Annotated in this window: 23 protein-coding genes and 1 pseudogene; 11 read left to right on the plus strand and 13 right to left on the minus strand. The window is 52.6% G+C overall.

Features of this window, described 5'->3' with window-relative positions; all coding sequences use genetic code 11:
• Positions 1–294 precede the first annotated feature (294 nt).
• Together EDY99_RS06455 and EDY99_RS06460 are read left to right on the plus strand one after the other, a co-directional pair.
• Positions 295–1,066 (plus strand): annotated as a pseudogene (locus tag EDY99_RS06455) (IS3 family transposase); the annotation flags it as partial.
• Between the two features lie 556 nt (positions 1,067–1,622).
• Complete coding sequence (locus EDY99_RS06460; RefSeq protein ID WP_123061590.1) at positions 1,623–2,351, plus strand: HNH endonuclease; 729 nt, start codon at positions 1,623–1,625, stop codon at positions 2,349–2,351.
• Positions 2,352–2,368: 17 nt separating this feature from the next.
• Here the strand turns inward: EDY99_RS06460 and EDY99_RS06465 are convergent, their stop codons facing one another.
• The 3 genes from EDY99_RS06465 to EDY99_RS24530 are packed head-to-tail and all read right to left on the minus strand — an operon-like array spanning position 2,369 to position 4,330.
• Positions 2,369–2,998, minus strand: a complete 630-nt coding sequence (locus tag EDY99_RS06465) for a hypothetical protein (protein ID WP_164489267.1) — start codon at positions 2,996–2,998, stop codon at positions 2,369–2,371.
• Positions 2,995–3,732, minus strand: coding sequence for a hypothetical protein (locus tag EDY99_RS24525; protein WP_164489268.1), 738 nt, complete (start codon positions 3,730–3,732; stop codon positions 2,995–2,997). Before EDY99_RS24525 ends, EDY99_RS06465 begins: the two co-directional genes overlap by 4 nt.
• Before the next feature lie 22 nt (positions 3,733–3,754).
• On the minus strand, positions 3,755–4,330 hold the full coding sequence (locus EDY99_RS24530; RefSeq protein WP_164489269.1) for a hypothetical protein: 576 nt from the start codon (positions 4,328–4,330) through the stop codon (positions 3,755–3,757).
• Positions 4,331–4,476: 146 nt separating this feature from the next.
• Here EDY99_RS24530 and EDY99_RS06470 point away from each other — a divergent pair, with 146 nt between their 5' ends.
• The 3 genes from EDY99_RS06470 to EDY99_RS24540 are packed head-to-tail and all read left to right on the plus strand — an operon-like array spanning position 4,477 to position 5,481.
• Positions 4,477–5,004, plus strand: coding sequence for a DUF2778 domain-containing protein (locus tag EDY99_RS06470; RefSeq protein WP_123061592.1), 528 nt, complete (start codon positions 4,477–4,479; stop codon positions 5,002–5,004).
• A complete protein-coding gene (locus EDY99_RS24535) occupies positions 4,988–5,251 on the plus strand; it encodes a hypothetical protein (RefSeq protein WP_164489270.1) in 264 nt (87 codons plus the stop codon). Before EDY99_RS06470 ends, EDY99_RS24535 begins: the two co-directional genes overlap by 17 nt.
• Complete coding sequence (locus EDY99_RS24540; RefSeq protein WP_164489271.1) at positions 5,248–5,481, plus strand: hypothetical protein; 234 nt, start codon at positions 5,248–5,250, stop codon at positions 5,479–5,481. The genes EDY99_RS24535 and EDY99_RS24540 overlap by 4 nt, the downstream gene beginning before the upstream one ends.
• A 568-nt stretch (positions 5,482–6,049) precedes the next feature.
• Here EDY99_RS24540 and EDY99_RS06480 read toward each other — a convergent pair.
• The 8 genes from EDY99_RS06480 to pyrC all read right to left on the minus strand — a co-directional run bounded on the left by EDY99_RS06480 (position 6,050) and on the right by pyrC (position 11,637).
• On the minus strand, positions 6,050–7,069 hold the full coding sequence (locus tag EDY99_RS06480; protein ID WP_123061594.1) for a zinc-dependent alcohol dehydrogenase family protein: 1,020 nt from the start codon (positions 7,067–7,069) through the stop codon (positions 6,050–6,052).
• 3 nt (positions 7,070–7,072) lie between these two features.
• Positions 7,073–7,189 carry a DUF2770 family protein gene (locus EDY99_RS06485; protein WP_004927822.1) on the minus strand — a complete coding sequence of 39 codons (117 nt, stop codon included), beginning with the start codon at positions 7,187–7,189 and terminating at the stop codon, positions 7,073–7,075.
• A 122-nt stretch (positions 7,190–7,311) separates the two neighbouring features.
• Entirely contained in the window at positions 7,312–7,938 is a 627-nt protein-coding gene (locus tag EDY99_RS06490; protein ID WP_123061595.1) for a LuxR C-terminal-related transcriptional regulator, read from the minus strand.
• A 216-nt stretch (positions 7,939–8,154) separates the two neighbouring features.
• Positions 8,155–9,270 (minus strand): N-methyl-L-tryptophan oxidase, encoded by a 1,116-nt coding sequence (gene solA / locus EDY99_RS06495; protein ID WP_047026296.1) that lies wholly within the window; start codon positions 9,268–9,270, stop codon positions 8,155–8,157.
• Between the two features lie 139 nt (positions 9,271–9,409).
• The gene (bssS, locus tag EDY99_RS06500) at positions 9,410–9,664 is read right to left on the minus strand and encodes a biofilm formation regulator BssS (RefSeq protein ID WP_004927812.1); all 255 of its coding nucleotides are present in this window, start codon (positions 9,662–9,664) and stop codon (positions 9,410–9,412) included.
• 199 nt (positions 9,665–9,863) lie between these two features.
• Complete coding sequence (locus EDY99_RS06505; protein WP_046686854.1) at positions 9,864–10,145, minus strand: hypothetical protein; 282 nt, start codon at positions 10,143–10,145, stop codon at positions 9,864–9,866.
• 130 nt (positions 10,146–10,275) lie between these two features.
• On the minus strand, positions 10,276–10,515 hold the full coding sequence (dinI, locus tag EDY99_RS06510) for a DNA damage-inducible protein I (protein WP_033650738.1): 240 nt from the start codon (positions 10,513–10,515) through the stop codon (positions 10,276–10,278).
• Positions 10,516–10,590: 75 nt separating this feature from the next.
• On the minus strand, positions 10,591–11,637 hold the full coding sequence (gene pyrC / locus EDY99_RS06515; RefSeq protein WP_047026294.1) for a dihydroorotase: 1,047 nt from the start codon (positions 11,635–11,637) through the stop codon (positions 10,591–10,593).
• A 213-nt stretch (positions 11,638–11,850) separates the two neighbouring features.
• On the opposite strand from pyrC, the gene EDY99_RS06520 reads away from it, so the two are divergent.
• Positions 11,851–12,138: a putative quinol monooxygenase gene (locus EDY99_RS06520; RefSeq protein WP_025302406.1), complete on the plus strand. Its 288-nt coding sequence runs from the start codon at positions 11,851–11,853 to the stop codon at positions 12,136–12,138.
• Positions 12,139–12,198: 60 nt separating this feature from the next.
• Here the strand turns inward: EDY99_RS06520 and rne are convergent, their stop codons facing one another.
• On the minus strand, positions 12,199–15,567 hold the full coding sequence (gene rne / locus EDY99_RS06525) for a ribonuclease E (RefSeq protein WP_089194554.1): 3,369 nt from the start codon (positions 15,565–15,567) through the stop codon (positions 12,199–12,201).
• A gap of 552 nt (positions 15,568–16,119) precedes the next feature.
• On the opposite strand from rne, the gene rluC reads away from it, so the two are divergent.
• Positions 16,120–17,079: a 23S rRNA pseudouridine(955/2504/2580) synthase RluC gene (gene rluC, locus EDY99_RS06535; RefSeq protein ID WP_004927787.1), complete on the plus strand. Its 960-nt coding sequence runs from the start codon at positions 16,120–16,122 to the stop codon at positions 17,077–17,079.
• A 6-nt stretch (positions 17,080–17,085) separates the two neighbouring features.
• On the opposite strand, the gene EDY99_RS06540 is transcribed toward rluC, so the two are convergent.
• Entirely contained in the window at positions 17,086–17,667 is a 582-nt protein-coding gene (locus EDY99_RS06540; protein ID WP_033650741.1) for a nucleoside triphosphate pyrophosphatase, read from the minus strand.
• A 141-nt stretch (positions 17,668–17,808) separates the two neighbouring features.
• Here EDY99_RS06540 and yceD point away from each other — a divergent pair, with 141 nt between their 5' ends.
• Genes yceD through EDY99_RS06560 form a run of 4 tightly spaced genes read left to right on the plus strand, consistent with a single transcriptional unit; the run spans position 17,809 to position 20,520 of the window.
• On the plus strand, positions 17,809–18,330 hold the full coding sequence (gene yceD, locus EDY99_RS06545) for a 23S rRNA accumulation protein YceD (RefSeq protein WP_004927780.1): 522 nt from the start codon (positions 17,809–17,811) through the stop codon (positions 18,328–18,330).
• Between the two features lie 16 nt (positions 18,331–18,346).
• Positions 18,347–18,514 carry a 50S ribosomal protein L32 gene (gene rpmF / locus EDY99_RS06550; protein WP_004927778.1) on the plus strand — a complete coding sequence of 56 codons (168 nt, stop codon included), beginning with the start codon at positions 18,347–18,349 and terminating at the stop codon, positions 18,512–18,514.
• Between the two features lie 11 nt (positions 18,515–18,525).
• The gene (gene plsX, locus EDY99_RS06555) at positions 18,526–19,560 is read left to right on the plus strand and encodes a phosphate acyltransferase PlsX (protein ID WP_071841648.1); all 1,035 of its coding nucleotides are present in this window, start codon (positions 18,526–18,528) and stop codon (positions 19,558–19,560) included.
• A 6-nt stretch (positions 19,561–19,566) separates the two neighbouring features.
• The gene (locus tag EDY99_RS06560; RefSeq protein WP_033642683.1) at positions 19,567–20,520 is read left to right on the plus strand and encodes a beta-ketoacyl-ACP synthase III; all 954 of its coding nucleotides are present in this window, start codon (positions 19,567–19,569) and stop codon (positions 20,518–20,520) included.
• Positions 20,521–20,522: the final 2 nt, after the last annotated feature.

Genomic DNA, 20,522 nt, shown 5'->3' on the forward strand with positions numbered 1-20,522 from the left:
TTTTTAGTTCTCGTTGATGAGGTCAATAATAAAGGCGGACTATTGATTGGTAAAGAATTAGGTATTGCTTTTTTATTGTGGTGTGGTATATTAATCTTGCTTTAGACAGATTAAAATTCCATTCGGGTGTTTAAAATAGTTAAAAGCCCCTAGGGGTGCGTTATTCCGTCTCGGATTTAATGAAAATTCTTATAAATCAATATCCCTCCTCCCACTCTCATCGATTACCCAGCTAATAGTTAATACATTAATCAGTTTTCAGCACTTTTTGTGTATTTTTAATTTCAAATTAGCATGCTAATATTTAATTTTATTCCAAAAAAATCTATCGTAAAGGTGTCAGATTGGCTTGAAGCTGGTGTATCCGCCCGTGAACACTGCCGCAAGCATGCTATTTCTGATGCCAAATTTTACACCTTCTGTAAGAAGTATGGATGAGCCTGAGGTTAAACGTCGGAAGTCGCTCGAGGAAGAGAACGCAAGACTCAAGAAGTTGCTTGCCGAAGCAATGCTGGATAAGGAGGCACTTCAGGTGGCTCTGGGGCGGAAGTACTGACGACAGGCCAGAAGCGGGAAGCCGTTGAGTTTATGTGTGGTGCGACCGGTCTGTCGCAACGTCGCACCTGCAGGCTTACTGGTTTGTCTCTGTCGACCTGCCGCTACGAAGCTCAGCGTCCGGCGACTGATGCGCATTTATCAGGGCGCATTATTGAGCTGGCACTGGAGCGCAGGTGTTTTGGCTACCGCCGCATCTGGAAGTTACTGCGACGTGAAGGCTTTCAGGTTAATCACAAGCGTGTGTACCACATTTATCATCTCAGCGGGCTGGGTGTAAAACGCAGACGACGTCGTAAAGGACTGGCAATGGAACGTCTGCCGCTGCTCCGCTCGGCAGCGCCCAACCTGACCTGGCCGATGTATTTCGTCATGGACGCACTGGCCACCTGGCAGGATAAAGTGCCTGACCTGTGTTGACGACTTCACGAAGGAGTGTCTAACAATTACCACCGCATTCGGGATTTCAGGCGCTCAGATCACGCGTATTCTGGAAAGCATTGCACTGTTTGGGGCTATCTGGATAATCAGGATAAGGATGGACGGGTAATCATAGCTCAATACAATGACAAGTACATAATGAAAAAATGTCAGAGTAATGGAATTATGGCGACATATATAGCTGACACTCCAGATGGTATGTTAGCTCCAGTACCGGAAAATTATTTTGTTCGAGACACTTTGAAAGCGAAATGTAAAGTACAATCAACCACGAGCGATATAAAAGTTGATTAATGTTCTTTTTTGTCAGAGAGTGAGAATGAGAAGAATACTTTTTGCACTGGTGATGATCTCTCCAGTACTTCACGCGGCAACCATATCTAACTTCGTCTGTACTTATATACGTGGTGTACGTGGCGAACGGATGAGTCATACTATACCCGCATGAGTATTGAACAAATACCTACTTCTTATGAAGTTTTTAAGTATGCAACTGATGAAAAACATAAGTACTACTCTGAAATCAATATAGTTAACCATCCTGAAAACGATGGTTATTACTATGGGAATTTGTACTCTAGTCCAGATGGGTTAGATAGTTTTGATTTGAGATGTGAGAAGACTAAATGAACAGAAAACAATTCATAATCAGTAACGGTGCAACATGTAATAACTGGACATGGAGTTGGTCATTCGTTAATCACGACAAGAAGATAGTCATTTTTGGTGCTTGGGATGTGGAGAATGAACAGGAAAGGTCAGTAATACTCCGTGAGAAATGGGAAACAGTGCTGACGAATGGAAAAGATAGGCGGCAACCCGGTTATACTCAAGCTTTAGACCATATAAAACTAATAGAGCAGGGTTATCAACTTTATACTTTTGACATGGTGCATTCGGAAAGAGAAGATAACCCGAATGTATCAGTAATCGAAGGTTTTACTCCTGAGCTTAAGAGGAGATACTTACGGAAAGAAGGGCAAACGTGGTACGCATATTATGATGCTAACCCATATCCTGATGACTTGAACACACAGGATAACTACATTGAAGGTGCGAAGAAGCGTATAACCGTGAATGCCTATGAACGTGATCCAAGAGCACGACAGGTTTGCATTGATCGTCATGGTACTACGTGCAAAGGTTGTGGTTTCAATTTTGAGAAGGTCTATGGTGAACACGGAAAGGGCTTCATCCACGTACACCATATAAAACCAATACATACTCTTGGTGCGGGCTATGAACTGGATCCTAAAGAGGATCTAATACCCCTATGTCCCAACTGTCATGCTATGGTGCATAGAGGTGATGAAGTACTTAGTATTGAAGCACTGAAAGAATTAATGAAGATATAAGCCACCTGTTGGTGGCTCTATTTTTCGGTAACAATAAAATAATCAGGTATCTTTGAGTGTTTGCTCTGTAACTCATCATACAATGTTTTAAATTTTATTGTGTTATCATCAAATTTCTCAATCCCTTTTAAAAATATATTATAATGAGTTTTGGCACTATTTTCGTCTTCTTCAGTAATTAGATTTTTAAGTGAAACACATAGAACCATAAAATTCTTGCGTATCATTCTATACGACTTAAGTAGTTCATTATTGTTTTTGCTTGCTGGTTCTTTAAGGCACCAGCCTAGTTTTTTTAAGTTGCTGATTTTGTCATTTATTTTAGTTGGCGTTATATCAGTTTCATTGAAGATAGAATGATATCTCTCACATTCCTCTACGGTTAAAAAGTCTCGAAAGTTATCTGATACAATTTCATTCATTACTTTTATATGTTCAATGATGGCTGTAGTTTGAATTACTTTCCTATTAAGATTAGCGTAGTCATCAAAAATCAAATTAGTTGCCATAGATAATGCATCTTCGTGCATTCTTTGGTTTAACCATTGAGGGGCTTTACGATATGCCATATAGGCAACGAGTAAAGTACCGGCAGTACTTAAAGAGCTTATCCAGTCAGATATTGAACCTATCTCTATTTTCATCATTTTCTCTTCACATTGAAGTTAAAAATTTCATCTAGACTTGATGTGCGTATTTTTGAAGATATATTTTTTATAGTTTCATATGACTCATTCAGTGATACATGTTTATCGCTGCTAATAAATGGCATGTCAATGTTTAGTGCGGAAGATATGTAGGTATGATCATTTTTATAAAAAATGATATGGACGATTGCGTCATTTGAATACTGAGATAATGCCTTGCATAAAGGCTCTAAGTAATCATCATTCATTACGTAACCAAATGGCTTTGTACTACGCAATGAAACTATAATATTCATTATATCAGCTGATATTACACTTAACTTGGAGTGAAATTCTTGTATTTCATGAATTGGTGTGTCGAAATCATTTGGAGTATTTTTGTTCTCATAATCAGGGGGCAAGTTCGATGGTGTATAAGTACCTGCTTTAATAGATGTTTTAATCAATAGTTCAACATTGAAATGGTTTATCGATATTTGTATTTTGTTAACTTCTTGTATAATTTCAAGTGCGTGGTCATAAGCTTTTTGTTGAAAAAAGTTAATAGCCTTAGCCCCGGCATAAAGAGCAGCCCCAGCCATACAGATGTTTGCACCTGCACTAATCCAATCTGTTAATGAACCTAGTTCCATTTTCTTATCCGTGCTGTAGTAGAGAGTACTGATCAATAATAGTACTACCAGAATAAGCAGTACTATAACAAGTCCAATAATAATTCTATTTGCTAATTTCATCTAAAGTACTTCCTAGTGTCTATTAGTCAAATTTGAATAGAGTACGCAATTCAGTACTTGACAATTTTTGATGTCTATCTCGTATAGAGTTAAGCTTTTCTTGAATTGATGGATCTGTGAGGCTTTTAATTCCTACGATAAAACCGATATAATCTGATGTTTGATTAAGCATATCATCAACTAGCACTTTTAATTCTTGTTTAGGGACGATATTATATCGAGGGCAGGCATTCAAAAACTCTCTAACCTTTATCAAAGAACTACCAAGTTCGAAGCATTGTTTATTGGATTTATCTCTATCTGTAATTGCTATAACATCAAAACTCACTGTAATTAGTTTATCCAGAGACTCATCAAGCAGGCTCATTATCTTTGATGATTGGTCATAGCGAGCTTCATTGTGCTTTGACTCGAACCAATGTGGAGCCTTACGATACGCCATATAGGCAATGGCAGTAGTTCCAGCGGTTGAAAAAGCAACAATCCAATCAGTAATCATTTTCGTATCAAACCCACAGAGTATAGTAATTAGTAGTATCAGTACTGCAAGTAATAGTGATATAACTAGCCCGATAATAATTCTATTTGTCCATTTCACCTTTATATCCTCAAAGAAAAGCCCCCATAACCACGGAGAAGAAACAGTTAGGGGGCTTTCTGTCAGTACAGAATCATGATAACTGTTACACCACTTCTTGAAAAGATGTTACAGTACATAAACTGTACTAATCATAAGGATATGTAATGCAGATTATGCGAATGGAGTACGATGACTTAGCCTTGATGAGTGGTAAGGCAACTCTACATGTATACGGCCTTGGAACCTTCAAGGTGTTCAGTGGGCGAGAACGCTACATCAACAATCCCAACTGTACAGCTATCCCCGATTATGGGGCTATTCCCGTAGGACAGTACTACATTGTTGATAGGCCACCGTCGAGCATTGGAAACACTATCAAGAACTTTGGCGGCGATCTGATCAACGGCACAAATCACAATGAATGGCTTGGATTGTTCAACTCAGAGACTATGAGTGATCATGTGTTCGTTAATGGCGTACAACGTGGTGGCTTTCGTTTGCATCCACTACGGCCAAATGGTTCAGGTGAATCGTGGGGATGTATCACTTTCTTCAGTGTGTCAGACTTTCAAACAGTCCGAAGCCGTTTAATGAACACAAAGCAATCACGTGTGCCAGGGTCTAGAAATGGCCTGCTTGCATACGGACGTGTGGACGTAAGAGGGATATCTCGTTTTGAAAAATGCAATTAAAATCATTATCTATGTTGTAGTGGCAGTACTGATCATTCGCTTTGTACATCCAGTAGGGTACATAGTGGGAACTCTTGCCGATCGTTCATATCACCTTATGTCATCGGAAGGGCTTGGATGGGTAGATAATGTAACCGAATGGGGGACAGACAACGTTTCCCTTGCCGTAAGTATCTTTACTGTTCTAATCATTGCTTGGATTCTTTCAGTACTGGTAAATATCATCAAGAAGGTATTAAGATTATGACTACTATTCATTTATCAATACACACTAGCAGTACTAAACAAAAAACCGATGAGTTTGTGAACGCAATTAAAAAGGAACTAAGTGAATACAACGTTATGTTTTCATTTGAGGACGTAATTACTAAAGGGGAGAACTACCCAATAGTAGTAAAAAATATTGTAGCACCCGGTGATGTTTATGATGACATTGAACAACGAATTGCAAAAGTAAGAGCCTCTTTGATAGCATAATAAATTCCGGTGTACTAATAAAGGGTGGCACTCAAAGTGATGTATTAGTACTACCGGATAAACTAACATACTGTACGTCTCACCACGCGATTTAATTCACACCGCCAATACTGTATCTCAATACTTAAAGCAATGGCTCGGTTTGCTTGCATCTTTAACTTGAGATAGGACATGTGTTATCACTTCCGTTGATGTAGAATCCATTGGGCGATCATATATTGAACAGTGAATAATGCAAGGATGACCAATGAAGAGAGCAATTGCATATGTCGTATTGGCTCTGATCTACTTTGTAATACTGACTGAAGTAGTTTTCAGGGGGCTATCAGAGGATGCGTACTTAAAGGTGGCGAAGATCTCAAACCCACTAGGTTTAATGAGTTCATCATTTGACTCTCTAATTGTCATGCTAATTTTACTATCGGTCGTTATTTCTTGGGTAACGATGTGTCTTATCTCAAAATTTAGAGATTGATAGCATAATAATATCCGGTGCGCTAATAAAAGGACATCGCACCACTCATTAAGTTAGCACTACCGGAAAAGTCGCCTTTTCCTTCATTAGATTTTATTTATTGGGAACCCCGTTGAATAAGGGTTCATCCACCGCAATCGTCTCCGATGTCGTCGGCGTAAGGAAGATTTTGCCATTCACGCCTGGCTGGGCGGCATGCCGCAGCGCCGCAGCGAACTGGTGAAGAGGATAAATCGCAGCGGGTGGGCGCAGCGCCAGCTCCCCGCGTCGCAGCAGCTGGAAGAGCTGATAAAACGCCGTCTGCCACTGCGCCGGTGCTGCCTGTGCGTTCCATTTGCGCAGGTGAAACAGCGAAGCGCGCAGCTTCAGCTCGTCCACCACGCGCCGCCAGTCCACCTGACGCCCACCTAAAAGGCCCAGCGCCACGAAGTCGCCGCCGGTGCGAACCGCCCGCGCCAGCTGCAAGCCGTCTTCTCCACCGATGCAGTCGATGGCCGCGCGGGCGCCAAAATTCGTCATTTCCGCCAGCTGCGGCGCTTCGATAACGCGCCAGGCGCCGGCGGCCAGCAGCGCCGGGCGATGAGCGGGGTTGCGCGCCACGACCGCCAGACGAATGCCGCGCAGCGCCGTCATCTGTGCCAGCAGCAGGCTAACGGCGGAGCCGCCGCCGTTGAGCAGCAGCACGTCGCCGGCGTTGAGCGGCAGCCATTGCGTCAGCAGCACCCAGCAGGTGAGCGGGTTGATATAGATTTGCGCCGCACTGGCGTCGTCGATGTCGTCCGGTACCCAGACCACCCGTTCTTCAGGCAGTGTGACGAAGGTTTGCCAGCTGCCGTCACCCGCTACCGCCAGTGCGCGTCGGCCGGTCGAGCGTCCGCTTTGCGGATCGACGATGACGCCTACGCCTTCATAGCCAGGCACCTGCGGCAGGGCGATGCGGTGCGCGTATTGGCCGTGAATCGGGATCAGGTCGGAAGGGTTGATCGGGGCATAGCGCATCTGCAGCAGCAGCCGGCCGGGGCGCAGCGGCGGCCTGCTCGTCTGCTGCAGCGCCAGCACCTGGGCGGGATCGCCGAAGCGGCTGAAGCTCAATCGGGGAAATGACGACGGCATGGGTTACATCACGAAGAAAAAATAGACATCCAGCGCCAGCAGCACCAGCCACAGACAAAGATACAGCACCAGGTGCTCACGCACGTTGTTGACGATAGCCGCCAGTATTCGGTTTAACATTTCAGCCGCCTGAAGAAAGAGACCTTTGATTATAGTCCTTTTCTCGGCACCTTTTATAGCGGGGCGCGCGTGAGCGCTGGAAGAGTGGCGATAAAAAAGCCTGCGTTATCGCAGGCTTGATGTTACACCGCCAGCAGCGCCAGCGGCGTCGAATTCGTTGGTGCGCTGGGCGGGTAGAAATAACGCAGCACGTTATACAGCGAGTAGAACTCCAGCCGGTTGCGCGCGTTGATCTTTTCCGTGATGTGACGCTTGTGCACATAGACCGTATGGGAGCTGATCTGCAGTTTTTTCGCAATGCGGTAGTTAGGCATCTCTGCCATCCAATACTTCATTACCGTCAGCTCCTGCGGGCTGAACAGGGAACGCTCTTCGCCGTCATCGGCCAGCGCCAGCGGATTCTCGCGCAGCGTGCGTAAGGTGAGCGGCAGAATGCTTTTATTGAACAGAAAAGCGTTATCGGCGATGCGCATTGGCGCTTCGCTGTAAGGGTAAGGTGTGTCGAGATAGATAAATAGCAAGGCGGACTGGCTGGCTTCCATAAAGGCCTGCAGTTGCGCGTCCGCTTCGTTATAGCGGCATTGGTTGCTGAGGTTCACCAGAATGTGGCTCGGCTGAAAGCTGGCCAACAGCGATGTAGCGTATTCAATGCTGTGGCAGCACTTGATCGTCGTGATCCCACTATCAGCAAAGTAGCTGGCTATACCGACCCGGGTGAAGCAGCATTCGTCCACGACAAGTAGTTTCATGGTGACGTCCTTGTTGAAAGCCGATGGAGCATATCTTCTGTAAAATAGGACTTACACTGCAAGTGTTCAATTCGGAAATTCAACTGCTGAATATAAGAAATTTCCGTTATCAGGATTTTTACTTGGTATTTAAAAGAGTTAGCAGGTTAACAAATTGTAACCGCCAAATTTCGCTGTCCAGTGCCTGAGGGGGACTTGGACAGCGAAATCCTTCGCTCAGCTAAATCGTTTCAGACCAAAGCTTGAGACGTCAACCGGCGGCGCTTTGTCCTGCGCGAACAGCGCGGCGATCTCGCCCAGAGCGCTGGCGAACTTGAAGCCGTGGCCGCTCAATCCGCTGATGACCATCAGGCGATCGCAATCCGGCAGGGTATCGATAATAAAGTCTTCGTCGGGGCTCATATCATAGCTGCAGGCTTCACCGTGTAAACATACGCCTACACCCGGCAAAAATTGCCGCAGGAAGGAGAAAACTTCCGTGCCGTCGCTGGCGTAGCTGCCGAAGGGTTTGCGCTGCTCGGGGGCATCCATCGGCTGGCCGCCGTCATGTTTGCCCACTTTCAGGCCGTCGTTATCCGCCGGAAAACCGTAATAGTGCGTGCCGTCTTGCGCTTCGACGGTAAAGGCAGGGAAACGATTGTTCACGCTGTAGCGGCCATCTGCCTGATGCCAGGAGAAGACTTTGCGCAGTGGCGCGATCGGCAGTTGCGGCAACAGCGCTTTGACCCAGGTGCCGGCGGTGATCACCGCTTTTCGCGCCGTGAAACGCCCTTCGCCGGTGATGACCTCAACGCCGCCATCGATGGGTTCTACCGCGTTGACCGGGCAGTTGAACAGCTGGCTGCAGCCGGCTTCTTTCGCCAGCTTGATCAGGCTGGTTATCGCCAGCTCGGCACGCAGGAACCCCGCGTCTGGCTCGAATACGCCGACATAACCTTCCGGTGCTCGGAATTCTGGCCAGCGCTGATTGATCTGTTCGGCGCTGAGGGTTTGCGCGTTCAGGCGGAATTTTTGCGCGCTGAGCTGCGCATTGCGAATGAATTCGGAGTGCTGTGGCCCCAGGTTGAGCACGCCGCACGACTGGAACAGTTCCTCGCCGGATTGTTGAATCAGCGCATTCCACAGCGCCTGCGCGCGCAGCACCAGCGGCACGTACTTTTCGCCTTCGCCGTATGCGTGACGGATAATGCGGGTATCGCCGTGATGGCTGCCGTTTCGGTGCGGAGGGATAGCGCTGTCGATCATCAGCACTTTCAAGCCGGCCCGCGTGGCATAATAGCCTGCCGCCGCGCCGACGGAACCGCTGCCCACCACAATCAAATCATATTCCACGTGCCAACCCTCTCTGATAGCGATTTCTTATGCCCCCATGATAAAAGGTTGGCAGACGCAATGCACTGATTGAACGGCGAAAGGCGAAGAAAAGGCGCCGGGAAAGGTCGCGGCGCCTTAGGGGGTAGGAGACGATGAATCAATGTTTTCTGCGATCAAGATCCTGGTAATCCGTAGCTTCAATCTTGGCGATGCCGGCCTCTAAGATATTGATTAATTGACGGGCGACATCTGTGGTCAGCCAAAGCGTTCGGTCTACTTGGGCTTCTTCGGGCGTTTGGTCTAGTGAAGACAGGTAATGAAGGCGTATCATCATGGCGTCGTAAACGTCGACAGTACTGATATCCCAACCGACAAGCGGGTGCGTCTGAATTACTTCATCATTTCTGTCCATAAAGACCCCTTATTGAGTAGTAACTACCGTGAGTGACTAACGAGGATCAATGCGGCTCATCATCATGAGAGCAATTACAGTATACGCATCCGCTTTCATCGGTGGAGGGGTTGTCACCTAAAATTGCAAAATAAATATTTATTTGAACAATTATTCTACAAATTCGGGTGCGAACGCGCGATGAGTAAAGCCTGTGGCGTTATTCCGCGCCGCCGGTGGGTGGGGCGGAGCCGTGCAGACATTTTTCCAGTTCTTCTGCCAAGTGCGCGAAATGTTTCTGCGTTTCGGCGTCGCGATTCTGGCTTTGCGATTCCAGCCTCAGGCTGTGGATCAGCCGTTGGTTGGCTTTGTCATCCAGGCTGAAGGCCAGGTAAGAGAAGGCCACTTCCAGTACGTTCAAGCGTCTTTTCTGATCGGCAATCAGCGCCAGCAATTCGCCAAACGTCATTGCGTCTTCGGATTTCACCTTGTCCGGGGCCATGCTTACTCCTTTGCGTTAAATACAGCGCTGAGGCGGATTTGGTTCCAGAGTAAGGGTAAGCGATGAATGGGCAGGGCGCCAGAAACAAAAAAGCCGGAGAGCGACCCCCGGCAAAAACAGCATTGCAGTGTTATTCTGCGCTGAACCATTCGTCCGCGCTTTCCCAGGTTTCCTGAAGGATTTCCTCAATCAGATCCCGGTCGGTTTTGGCGCCCCCCAGCACAGAGAGCCCGTTGGCGCCGGCATAACGGACGTGCACGACGGCGCCTGGAAACTGGCGATTGACCCGTTTGCCCAGCTCGCCGGTCAGCGCCTCAATGGCGCCCGACGGCAGCGGCCGGGTTTTATCTATAGTGACTTCAACACGCATAATTGCCCCCGAAGCGATTTACTGTTTATTTATACAGTTAACCGTAAGCGAGGGCAAGAGGGCGAAGCAAAAATATCAGCCTTTCAGCGACCAGTTCAGGGTTTCGCCGGCCAGGAATGGGATCACGGATTCATTGCCCAGGGCGATCTCTTCCGGCTGGGTGGTCGGCACGCGCTGCAGTTCGATGAAATCTTCGTTGAGCGGCAGGCCATAGAAGCGTGGGCCGTTGAGCGAGCAGAAGGCCTCGAAGTGCTCCAGCGCGCCGAGCTGTTCGAAGACGGCAGCGTAAGCCGGGATCGCATTCGGCGCATTGAAGCAGCCGGCGCAGCCGCAGCTGGACTCTTTGCGATGCTTGAGGTGCGGCGCCGAGTCGGTGCCGAGGAAGAAACGGTCCGAGCCGCTGGCCACCGCCTGACGCAGCGCTTCCTGATGGACGTTGCGCTTGAGGATCGGCAGGCAGAACAGGTGTGGGCGAATGCCGCCGACCAGCATGTGGTTGCGGTTGAACATCAGGTGCTGCGGGGTGATGGTGGCGCCGAGGAAACGGTTGCCTGCCTGCACGTACTGCGCCGCTTCTTTGGTGGTGATGTGTTCGAAGACGATTTTCAGTTCCGGGAAGTGACGGCGGATAGGCTCCATCACCTGTTCGATAAAGCGCGCCTCGCGGTCGAAAATATCGACGGCAGGATCGGTCACTTCACCGTGGATCAGCAGCGGCATGCCGATTTTTTGCATTTGCTCGAACAGCGGGTAAATGCCGGTCACGTCGCTGACGCCGTGGCTGGAGTTGGTGGTGGCGTTGGCCGGATACAGCTTGGCGGCGGTAAACACCCCTTGTTCGAAACCGCTGACCAGTTCACTGGCCGCCAGAGAGTTGGTCAGGTAACAGGTCATCAGCGGAGTAAAGTTGTGACCCTGCGGCACCGCCGCCAGAATCCGATCGCGGTAGGCGCGCGCGGCGGCCACGGTCGTCACGGGCGGAACCAGGTTCGGCATCACGATCGCCCGGCCAAATACCTGGCTGGTATAGGGCACCACCGTTTTCAGCATCTCATCGTCACGCAGGTGGATATGCCAGTCGTCTGGGCGGCGGATTTTCAGAACTTGAGGTTGTGCGGTCATCTAGCTAGGCTCCGGCGGTCAAATACGTCTAATGAAAAGCGAATAATGGGTTTATTCACGCCGGGGTGTAAGGATAAGCGGAAAGTGCCGCAGATGCATCTGTTTGTTGGCGACAAGTTGAAATCAACGGCGCAGCAGGCGCATAGTGACAATGATTTCAACGATGCCGACGCCAATACCGTCGACTTTCATCAAGTGGAAAGGGAGAAAACAATGGAAGTACGCGTTATCGCCACCCTGCAAGCGAAAGCGGGATTTGAGGCCGCAGTCAGTGAAGCGGTGCACGACATTCTCGAGCCGAGCCGCCAGGAGCTGGGCAACCTGCAATATGATTTGCATCGCGATCTGGAAAAGCCGGGCACCTTCGTGTTCTTTGAGCGTTGGGCCAGCAGCGAAGCGCTGGATAAGCATAATGAGACGGCGCATTTTCAGCAGTTCGTCAGTCGACTTGACGGCAAGTTGGATGTTCTGGACATCAAAAAACTGAAAAAGATCGCCTGAGCTTTTTGCAGGCAAGAAAAAACCCGCCGTCGGCGGGTTTTTTTAGGTGTGCAGATTAACTTATTCGTTAACCGGCTGCGGCTTGGTGGCCGGCGCGGTGGCCTGGCTCACTGCCGAGTGACCACCGGCTGAACCTTTGCCTTCAAAGTTGAAGGAAGGGCGCTGCCAGTCGCTGTGCTTGCGTTCTTCCGGCACGTAGGCCGGCGCAGGCGCTTTGGTCATCGGCGCAGTGGCGATGTGTTTGTACAGCGCGTCCTGCACGGCTTTCACCGGCGCCGGCTGTTGAGCAACCGCAGGCGCAGGCTCGGCGGCCGTTGGTTCCGGCGCTTTTTCTACCGGAGCGGCTGCCGCTGCAGGTGCGGCTTCTACCACTGGCGCTTCTTCCGCCGGCGCGGCTTCTACCGGTGCAGTTTCGACCACAGGCTCGTCTTCCGCTGGCTTAGCTTCAACCACTGGCTCTGCCGCTACGGTTTCAGCTACCGGCTGAGCTTCCACTGCAGGGGCAGTCTCTTCCGCTTTCGGTTCTTCAACCGCAACCGTTGCCGGGGCGGTTTCCACCGGCGCCGGGGTTTCCTCGGCCGGGGTGGCAACAACCGGCGCTACGACTGCCGCTTCTTCCGTTACGGTGACGGCGGCAGTTTCAACGGCGGCTTCTGGTGCCGGTTCGTTGACGCTGGCCGCGGCCTGAGTTTCTTCCACGGCAACGCTGTGCTGTTCAACCGCTGCGGCGACAACCGGCGCCTGCTCTACGGCTTCGGTTTGCACTTCGGCTTCTTCAACCTGAGCGACCGGGTAGCTTACCCAGACTTTGCCTGATGCCATTTCCGGGGAAGCGAACGCGCCCACCAACGGCATTGGGGATTGCAGAGGGTAACGCTCGTCGCGGTAACGACGGCGACGCTGGCCGCTGACGCGCAGGTGACGCGGTGAACGACGGGAACGACGTGGCATGCCTTCGCCGTTGCCGCGGTTTTCGCCCTGGGCATCGTCTTCCGCCTGAGCGGCAACGGTTTCCGGCAGCAGCTTCACGCTGTCGTCGGCGGTTGGCTGCGCATCTTCGGCTTTCGCTACCGGCGCTTTCGGCGCCAACAGCTCTTCCGCTGCGCGCTGCAGCTCTTCTTCCGCGGACAGGATGCGCACTTTCTGCGTCAGAGGGCGGCGCTGACGGCGCTGCATGTTCTGCTGCTGGCGTTCTTCCTGCTCTTCGTCGGTGCTCTCGACCGCGTCAACGCTTTCCAGCGCTTTCACTTCCTGCTGAGCCTGGCGTTTCTCTTCCTGACGACGACGCTGGCGTTCAGCACGCTGTTCACGGCGCTGCTGCTGATCTTCGCGCGGCGCTTTAGCGCTTTCTTCCGAGGCAGTTTCCTCCGCTACCGGCGCGTTCTGCTGCTGGTTGCGGCGGTTACGGCGCTGTTCATCGCGGGATTCACGCGATTCACGGCCTTCACGGTTCTCACGCGGTTCACGGTTGTCGCGTTCGCGATTGTCACGGCCTTCACCGCGCTCTTTACGTTCGCCGCGTTCCGGACGATCGCCACGGTCGCTACGCTCACCGCGCTCTTTACGGCCGGTGCCTTGACGGCGCTGACCGCGACGATCCTGACGACGGTTTTCACCGTTGCCTTCCGCCTTCGGCGTTTCGGCCGGTTTGGCTTCTTCGACGGCAGGTTGCTCTTCACCGGCGAACAGGCTCTTCAAACCACCGAACAGGCGGCCCAGGAAGCCCGGCTTGGCGGCGGCCGGCGCTGCGGCTTTAGCCTTGGCGGCTGCAGCGACAGGTTTGGCAACGGCGACGGGTTCTTCAGCCGGCGGCGGCACATCGGCGGACAGGGAGAAGGAAGCCAGGGCCGGTTGCTCCGGACGCTTGCGTTCCATCGGCGCATCTTCCAGCGGACGCTCCATATCTTCTTCGTGCAGTTTCGGCAGCAGGTAGCTGAGGGTAGAGGTTTCCTCGCCCTTGCGTACGCGCAGCACCGAGTAGTGCGGGGTTTGCATTTCATCGTTCGGCACGATGACGGCTTTCACGCCACCCTGACGTTTTTCGATCGCGCTGACGGATTCACGCTTTTCGTTCAGCAGGTACGAAGCGACCTGAACCGGTACGATAGCGTGAACTTCTTTGGTGTTTTCCTTCAGCGCTTCTTCTTCGATCAGGCGCAGGATGGACAGCGCCAGCGATTCGTTGTCGCGGATGGTGCCGGTGCCGTTACAGCGTGGGCACACGTGGTGGCTGGATTCACCCAGCGACGGGCTGAGGCGCTGACGCGACATTTCCAGCAGGCCGAAGCGGGAGATGCGGCCGATTTGGATGCGCGCGCGGTCTTGACGCACGGCGTCGCGCAAGCGGTTTTCCACTTCGCGCTGGTGGCGTACCGGCGTCATGTCGATGAAGTCGATGACGATCAGGCCGCCGAGATCGCGCAGGCGAAGCTGGCGAGCGATTTCGTCCGCCGCTTCCAGGTTGGTGTTGAACGCCGTCTCTTCGATGTCGCCGCCGCGGGTTGCGCGTGCGGAGTTGATGTCGATGGCGGTCAGCGCTTCGGTGCTGTCGATGACGATCGAGCCGCCGGACGGCAGGCGCACTTCGCGCTGGAAGGCGGATTCGATCTGCGATTCGATCTGATAGTGGCTGAACAGAGGAATTTCACCGCTGTACAGTTTGATTTTGCTGCTGAAATCCGGGCGGCCCAGCGCGGCGATGTGCTCTTTGGCCAGATCGAGAATTTTCGGGTTGTCGATCAGGATTTCGCCGATGTCCGGGCGCAGGTAATCGCGGAAGGCGCGCACGATAACGTTGCTTTCCTGGTGGATCAGGAACGGCGCAGGGCGGCCTTCGGCGGCTTTTTTGATCGCTTCCCAGTGCTTCAGGCGGAAGGAGAGATCCCACTGCAGCGCATCGGCGGATTTGCCTACGCCCGCGGTGCGAACGATCAGGCCCATGCCGTCCGGCAGTTGCAGCGAAGAGAGCGCTTCTTTCAGCTCGGTGCGATCGTCACCCTCGATGCGGCGAGAAATACCGCCGGCGCGCGGGTTATTCGGCATCAGCACCAGATAGCTGCCCGCCAGGCTGATGAAGGTGGTCAAGGCGGCGCCTTTGTTGCCACGTTCTTCTTTGTCTACCTGAACGATGACTTCCTGGCCTTCGCGCAGGACATCTTTGATGTTCGGGCGGCCATGGGAAGAGTAATTGCTAGGAAAGTATTCGCGGGCGATTTCTTTAAGAGGGAGGAAACCATGTCGTTCTGCGCCGTAGTCCACGAACGCTGCTTCAAGACTTGGTTCAATGCGGGTGATTTTGCCTTTGTAAATATTCGCTTTTTTCTGCTCATGACCCGGACTTTCGATATCCAAATCATACAGCCGCTGTCCATCTACGAGGGCAACACGCAACTCTTCCTGCTGAGTTGCGTTAATCAACATTCTTTTCATCTTAACTTACTCGTTATTTTTACATTATCGACAAAGCTGCGGGCAAAATAACCTCATGGCCGGAGTTAAACCGAAAGCCCCGTGTCTTCTCGCAAAGCCGTCAACCTCACGGTTGTCGCCTGCATAGGGGCGCATTATCTCGGTAAGCCTGCTTTTCTTTGTGAAAGACAGCACTTTTACTAGGGGAATAGCCTCTGATTTACGTCGACAGATCTGATTCCATTTGCCGGCCAAGCTGCAACCCGCAGCCCGCTAATTGTTTGATTTCGCATTACGTCTTACGCCATTGCTGCGTTTTTGCGCGATCAGACAAATTTTATAATTCCACCGTTTTCCCTGTTTAACGAGAATCAACGCGGAAAGTGACTGCATTATTCCACTGCTGATGCCGTTATAGCAAGGTGACTTTTCCTTAACTGCGGAAGAAATCGCAAACGTTCAAATCGGCTTGCTGCCTTATTGTCCGCTGGGGTTTCGCCCGCCGTCAGAGAGACAGTTAAGCACAGAAAAAGATGTGGCGCTATTCACGCGCTCTATTTAGAATCCCGCACCATGAAAACGAACAATCCAGCAGTACAATTCATCACGATTTCCGACGACGAAGCCGGTCAGAGAATCGACAACTTTCTGCTCGCTCGCCTGAAAGGCGTGCCGAAGAGCATGATTTATCGCATCGTGCGCAAAGGCGAGGTGCGGGTTAATAAAGGGCGCATCAAGGTCGAATACAAATTGGCGGCCGGCGACGTGGTGCGCGTGCCGCCGGTGCGCGTGGCCGAGCGCGAAGAGGCGCCGGTGTCGGCGAAGCTGGATAAGGTGGCGGCGCTGGCCGACTGCATTCTGTATGAAGATGACCACCTGCTGATCCTCAACAAGCCTTCCGGCACCGCGGTGCACGGCGGCAGCGGCCTGAGCTTCGGCGTGATTGAAGGGCTGCGGGCGCTGCGCCCTGAGGCCCGTTTCCTGGAGCTGGTGCATCGGCTCGATCGCGATACCTCCGGCGTGCTGTTGGTTGCCAAGAAGCGTTCCGCGCTGCGTTCGCTGCATGAGCAACTGCGGCTGAAGGGCATGCAGAAGGATTATCTGGCGCTGGTGCGCGGCCAGTGGCAGTCCCACTGCAAGGCCGTACAGGCGCCGCTGCTGAAAAACATTCTGCAAAGCGGCGAACGTATCGTGCGCGTCAACAGCGAAGGCAAGCCTTCGGAAACCCGCTTCAAGGTGGAGGAGCGTTACGAATTCGCCACCCTGGTGAAGGCCAGCCCAATCACCGGGCGTACCCACCAGATCCGCGTGCACACCCTGCATGCCGGGCATCCGATCGCCTTTGACGATCGCTATGGCGACCGCGAGTTCGATCGTCAACTGGCGGGTACCGGCCTGAAGCGTCTGTTCCTGCACGCTGCGGCGCTGCGCTTCGAGCATCCGGCCACCGGCGAAACGATGCGTATCGAAGCGCCGATGGACGAAGAACTGCGTCATTGCCTGCAAGTGCTGCGCCGGCAGGCCGCCAAATAATCCGCGTCACACCAGCGGGTTGATGCCTTCAGCCCGCAACATCTCCAACAGCGCGATCAACGGCAGGCCGACCAGGGCGTTCGGATCCCGGCCTTCCAGTCTGTCGAACAACGCGATCCCCAACCCCTCGCTCTTGAAACTGCCCGCGCAGTTCAGCGGTTGCTCCAGACGCACATAGGCGGCGATCTCCGCTTCGCTCAGCGCGCGAAAATGCACGTGGAAAGGCTCGCACAGGGCCTGCAGCTGCTTGCTACGGCCGTTGTATAGCGCCAGGCCGGTATAGAAGGTCACGGCCTGGCCGCTTGCCTGGCGCAGCTGCGCGCGGGCGTTTTCCTCGGTATGGGGCTTGCCGGTGATGCTGCCATCGATCACGCAGACCTGATCGGAACCGATGATCAGATGCTCGGGGTAGGCGAGGGCCAGCGCCTGAGCCTTCGCTGCCGCCAGGCGCAGCACCAGCGCTTCCGCGCCTTCGCCCGGCAGCGGGGTTTCATCCACCTCCGGCGCGGCGCAGTCGAACGGCAGCTGCAGTTTCTCCAGCAGCATTTTTCGATAGGGGGAGGTGGAGGCTAAAAGCAATCTCTGCATAATTTTTTTCGCAAACCGTAGCGTAAATGGGTACGGCATTTTAAACTGTCGGCCGCTGTGGAAGCGAATATTGGTGAAAGGAGCCGTTTTACGGCCTTTTTCTTTGACTCTATGTCGTTACAAAGTTAATATGCGCGCCCTATGCAAAAGGTAAAATTACCCTTGACCATTGATGCGGTACGTACCGCTCAGAAACGCCTGGACTATGCTGGTGTCTATGCGCCTGAGCAGGTTACTCGTGTTGCCGACTCCGTGGTCAGTGTGGATAGTGATGTTGAGGTGTCGTTGTCGTTTAATATCGACAATCAACGCCTCGCGGTGATAACAGGGCATGCGGACGTCACGGTAACGTTGATGTGCCAACGCTGTGGAGTCCCGTTCGAACATCAGGTTCACACAACATATTGTTTTAGCCCGGTCGTCAATGATGAGCAGGCTGAGGCATTACCGGAAGCGTACGAACCGATCGAAGTTGACGAGTTTGGCGAAGTCGATCTGTTGGCAATGATTGAAGACGAAATTATTCTTTCACTGCCTGTCGTTCCGGTACATGAATCTGAACACTGTGAAGTGTCCGAAGCGGACATGGTATTTGGCCAACTGCCTCCCGAGGCGGAGAAACCGAATCCGTTTGCCGTATTAGCCAGTTTAAAGCGTAAGTAATTGAGGAGTAAGGTCCATGGCCGTACAACAGAATAAACCAACCCGTTCCAAGCGTGGCATGCGTCGTTCTCACGATGCTCTGACCACGACTACTCTGTCTGTAGACAAAGTATCCGGTGAAACTCACCGTCGTCACCACATCACTGCCGACGGTTTCTACCGCGGTCGCAAGGTTATCGGCTAAGTAGCGATACCTTGACTCGTCTAACCCTGGCGTTAGATGCAATGGGCGGGGACTTCGGTCCCTGCGTCACAGTGCCTGCTTCGTTGCAGGCACTGGCCTCTAATTTACAGCTTCATCTCTTGCTGGTCGGTAATCCCGACGCCATCTCCCCTTTGCTTGCCCACGCCGATCCGGTTCTTCTGGAGCGTCTGCAAGTCGTGCCCGCCGAGTCTGTGATCGCCGGCGACGCCAAACCCTCACAAGCGATACGCGCCAGCCGCGGCACGTCGATGCGCATTGCGCTCGAACAGCTCAGCAGCGGCAACGCGCAGGGCTGCGTCAGCGCCGGCAATACCGGCGCGCTGATGGGATTGGCGAAGCTGTTGGTCAAGCCGTTGGAGGGCATTGAGCGCCCGGCGCTGATGACGGTGATCCCGAACCAGCAGCGCAGCAAAACCGTGGTGCTGGATCTGGGCGCCAACGTCGAGTGCGACAGCACCATGCTGGTGCAGTTTGCCGTGATGGGCGCGGTGATGGCGGAAGAGGTGATCGGCATTGCGCAACCGCGGGTGGCGCTGCTGAATATCGGCGAAGAAGAGACCAAAGGCCTGGATAATATCCGCGAAGCGGCCGCTGTGCTAAAAAATACTCCGGCAATCAACTATATTGGTTACCTGGAAGGAAACGAACTGCTCACCGGCAAGACCGATGTGTTGGTCTGCGACGGCTTCGTGGGCAACGTCACGCTGAAAACCATGGAAGGGGTGGTCAGGGTGTTCTTATCGCTGCTGAAATCGTCCGGCGATGGAAACAAGCGAGCCTGGTGGCTGAAATTGTTGGGCCGTTGGTTGCAAAAACGGGTGGTCAAGCGGTTCGGCCACCTGAACCCCGACCAGTATAATGGCGCATGTCTGTTAGGATTGCGCAGCACCGTAGTCAAGAGCCACGGCGCTGCGAACCCTCACGCGTTTGCAGTCGCAATCGAACAGGCTGTGCAGGCGGTGCAGCGGCAAGTCCCGGAAAGGATTGCTGCGCGCCTTGAGGCTGTATTACCTAAGAGTGACTGATCGTACATGTATACAAAGATTCTCGGTACGGGGAGTTATTTGCCCGTACAAGTGCGCACCAATGCTGATTTGGAAAAAATGGTGGATACCTCTGACGAGTGGATCGTCACGCGTACCGGTATTCGCGAACGTCGCATCGCCGCTGCGGATGAAACCGTCGCGACGATGAGCTTCCAGGCCGCTGAGAAAGCGCTGGAAATGGCAGGTGTGGCTAAAGAAGACATCGGGCTTATCGTCGTGGCGACCACCACGACGACTCACGCGTTCCCGAGTGCGGCGTGCCTGGTGCAGCAAATGTTGGGCATCAAAGACTGCGCGGCGTTCGATCTGGCTGCGGCCTGCGCCGGCTTTACTTATGCGCTCAGCGTGGCCGATCAGTACGTGAAAAACGGCGCGGTCAAACATGCGCTGGTTATCGGCGCGGACGTCTTGTCGCGCACGCTGGATCCTGAAGATCGCGGCACCATCATTCTGTTTGGTGATGGCGCAGGGGCGGTGGTGCTGGGGGCTTCTGAAGAGCAGGGCATTCTGTCTACCCACCTGCATGCCGACGGCAGCTACGGCAGCCTGCTGACGCTGCCTTACAAGGATCGTCAGAATCAAGACAAGCCGGCCTATGTCACCATGGCGGGCAATGAAGTCTTCAAGGTTGCGGTCACCGAACTGGCGCGCATCGTCGATGAGACGTTGCAGGCCAACAACATGGACCGCAGCGAGCTGGATTGGCTGGTGCCGCACCAGGCCAACCTGCGCATCATCAGCGCAACGGCGAAAAAACTGGGCATGGGGATGGACAAAGTGGTGGTGACGCTCGATCGTCACGGCAACACCTCTGCCGCCTCGGTGCCTTCCGCACTGGACGAAGCCGTGCGAGACGGGCGAATTCAGCGTGGCCAGCTGGTGCTGCTGGAAGCCTTCGGCGGCGGCTTTACCTGGGGCTCGGCGCTGGTTCGTTTCTGATT

This window comes from Serratia sp. LS-1 (genome assembly GCF_003719595.1).
In the GTDB taxonomy this organism is placed as follows: Bacteria; Pseudomonadota; Gammaproteobacteria; order Enterobacterales; family Enterobacteriaceae; genus Serratia; species Serratia ureilytica.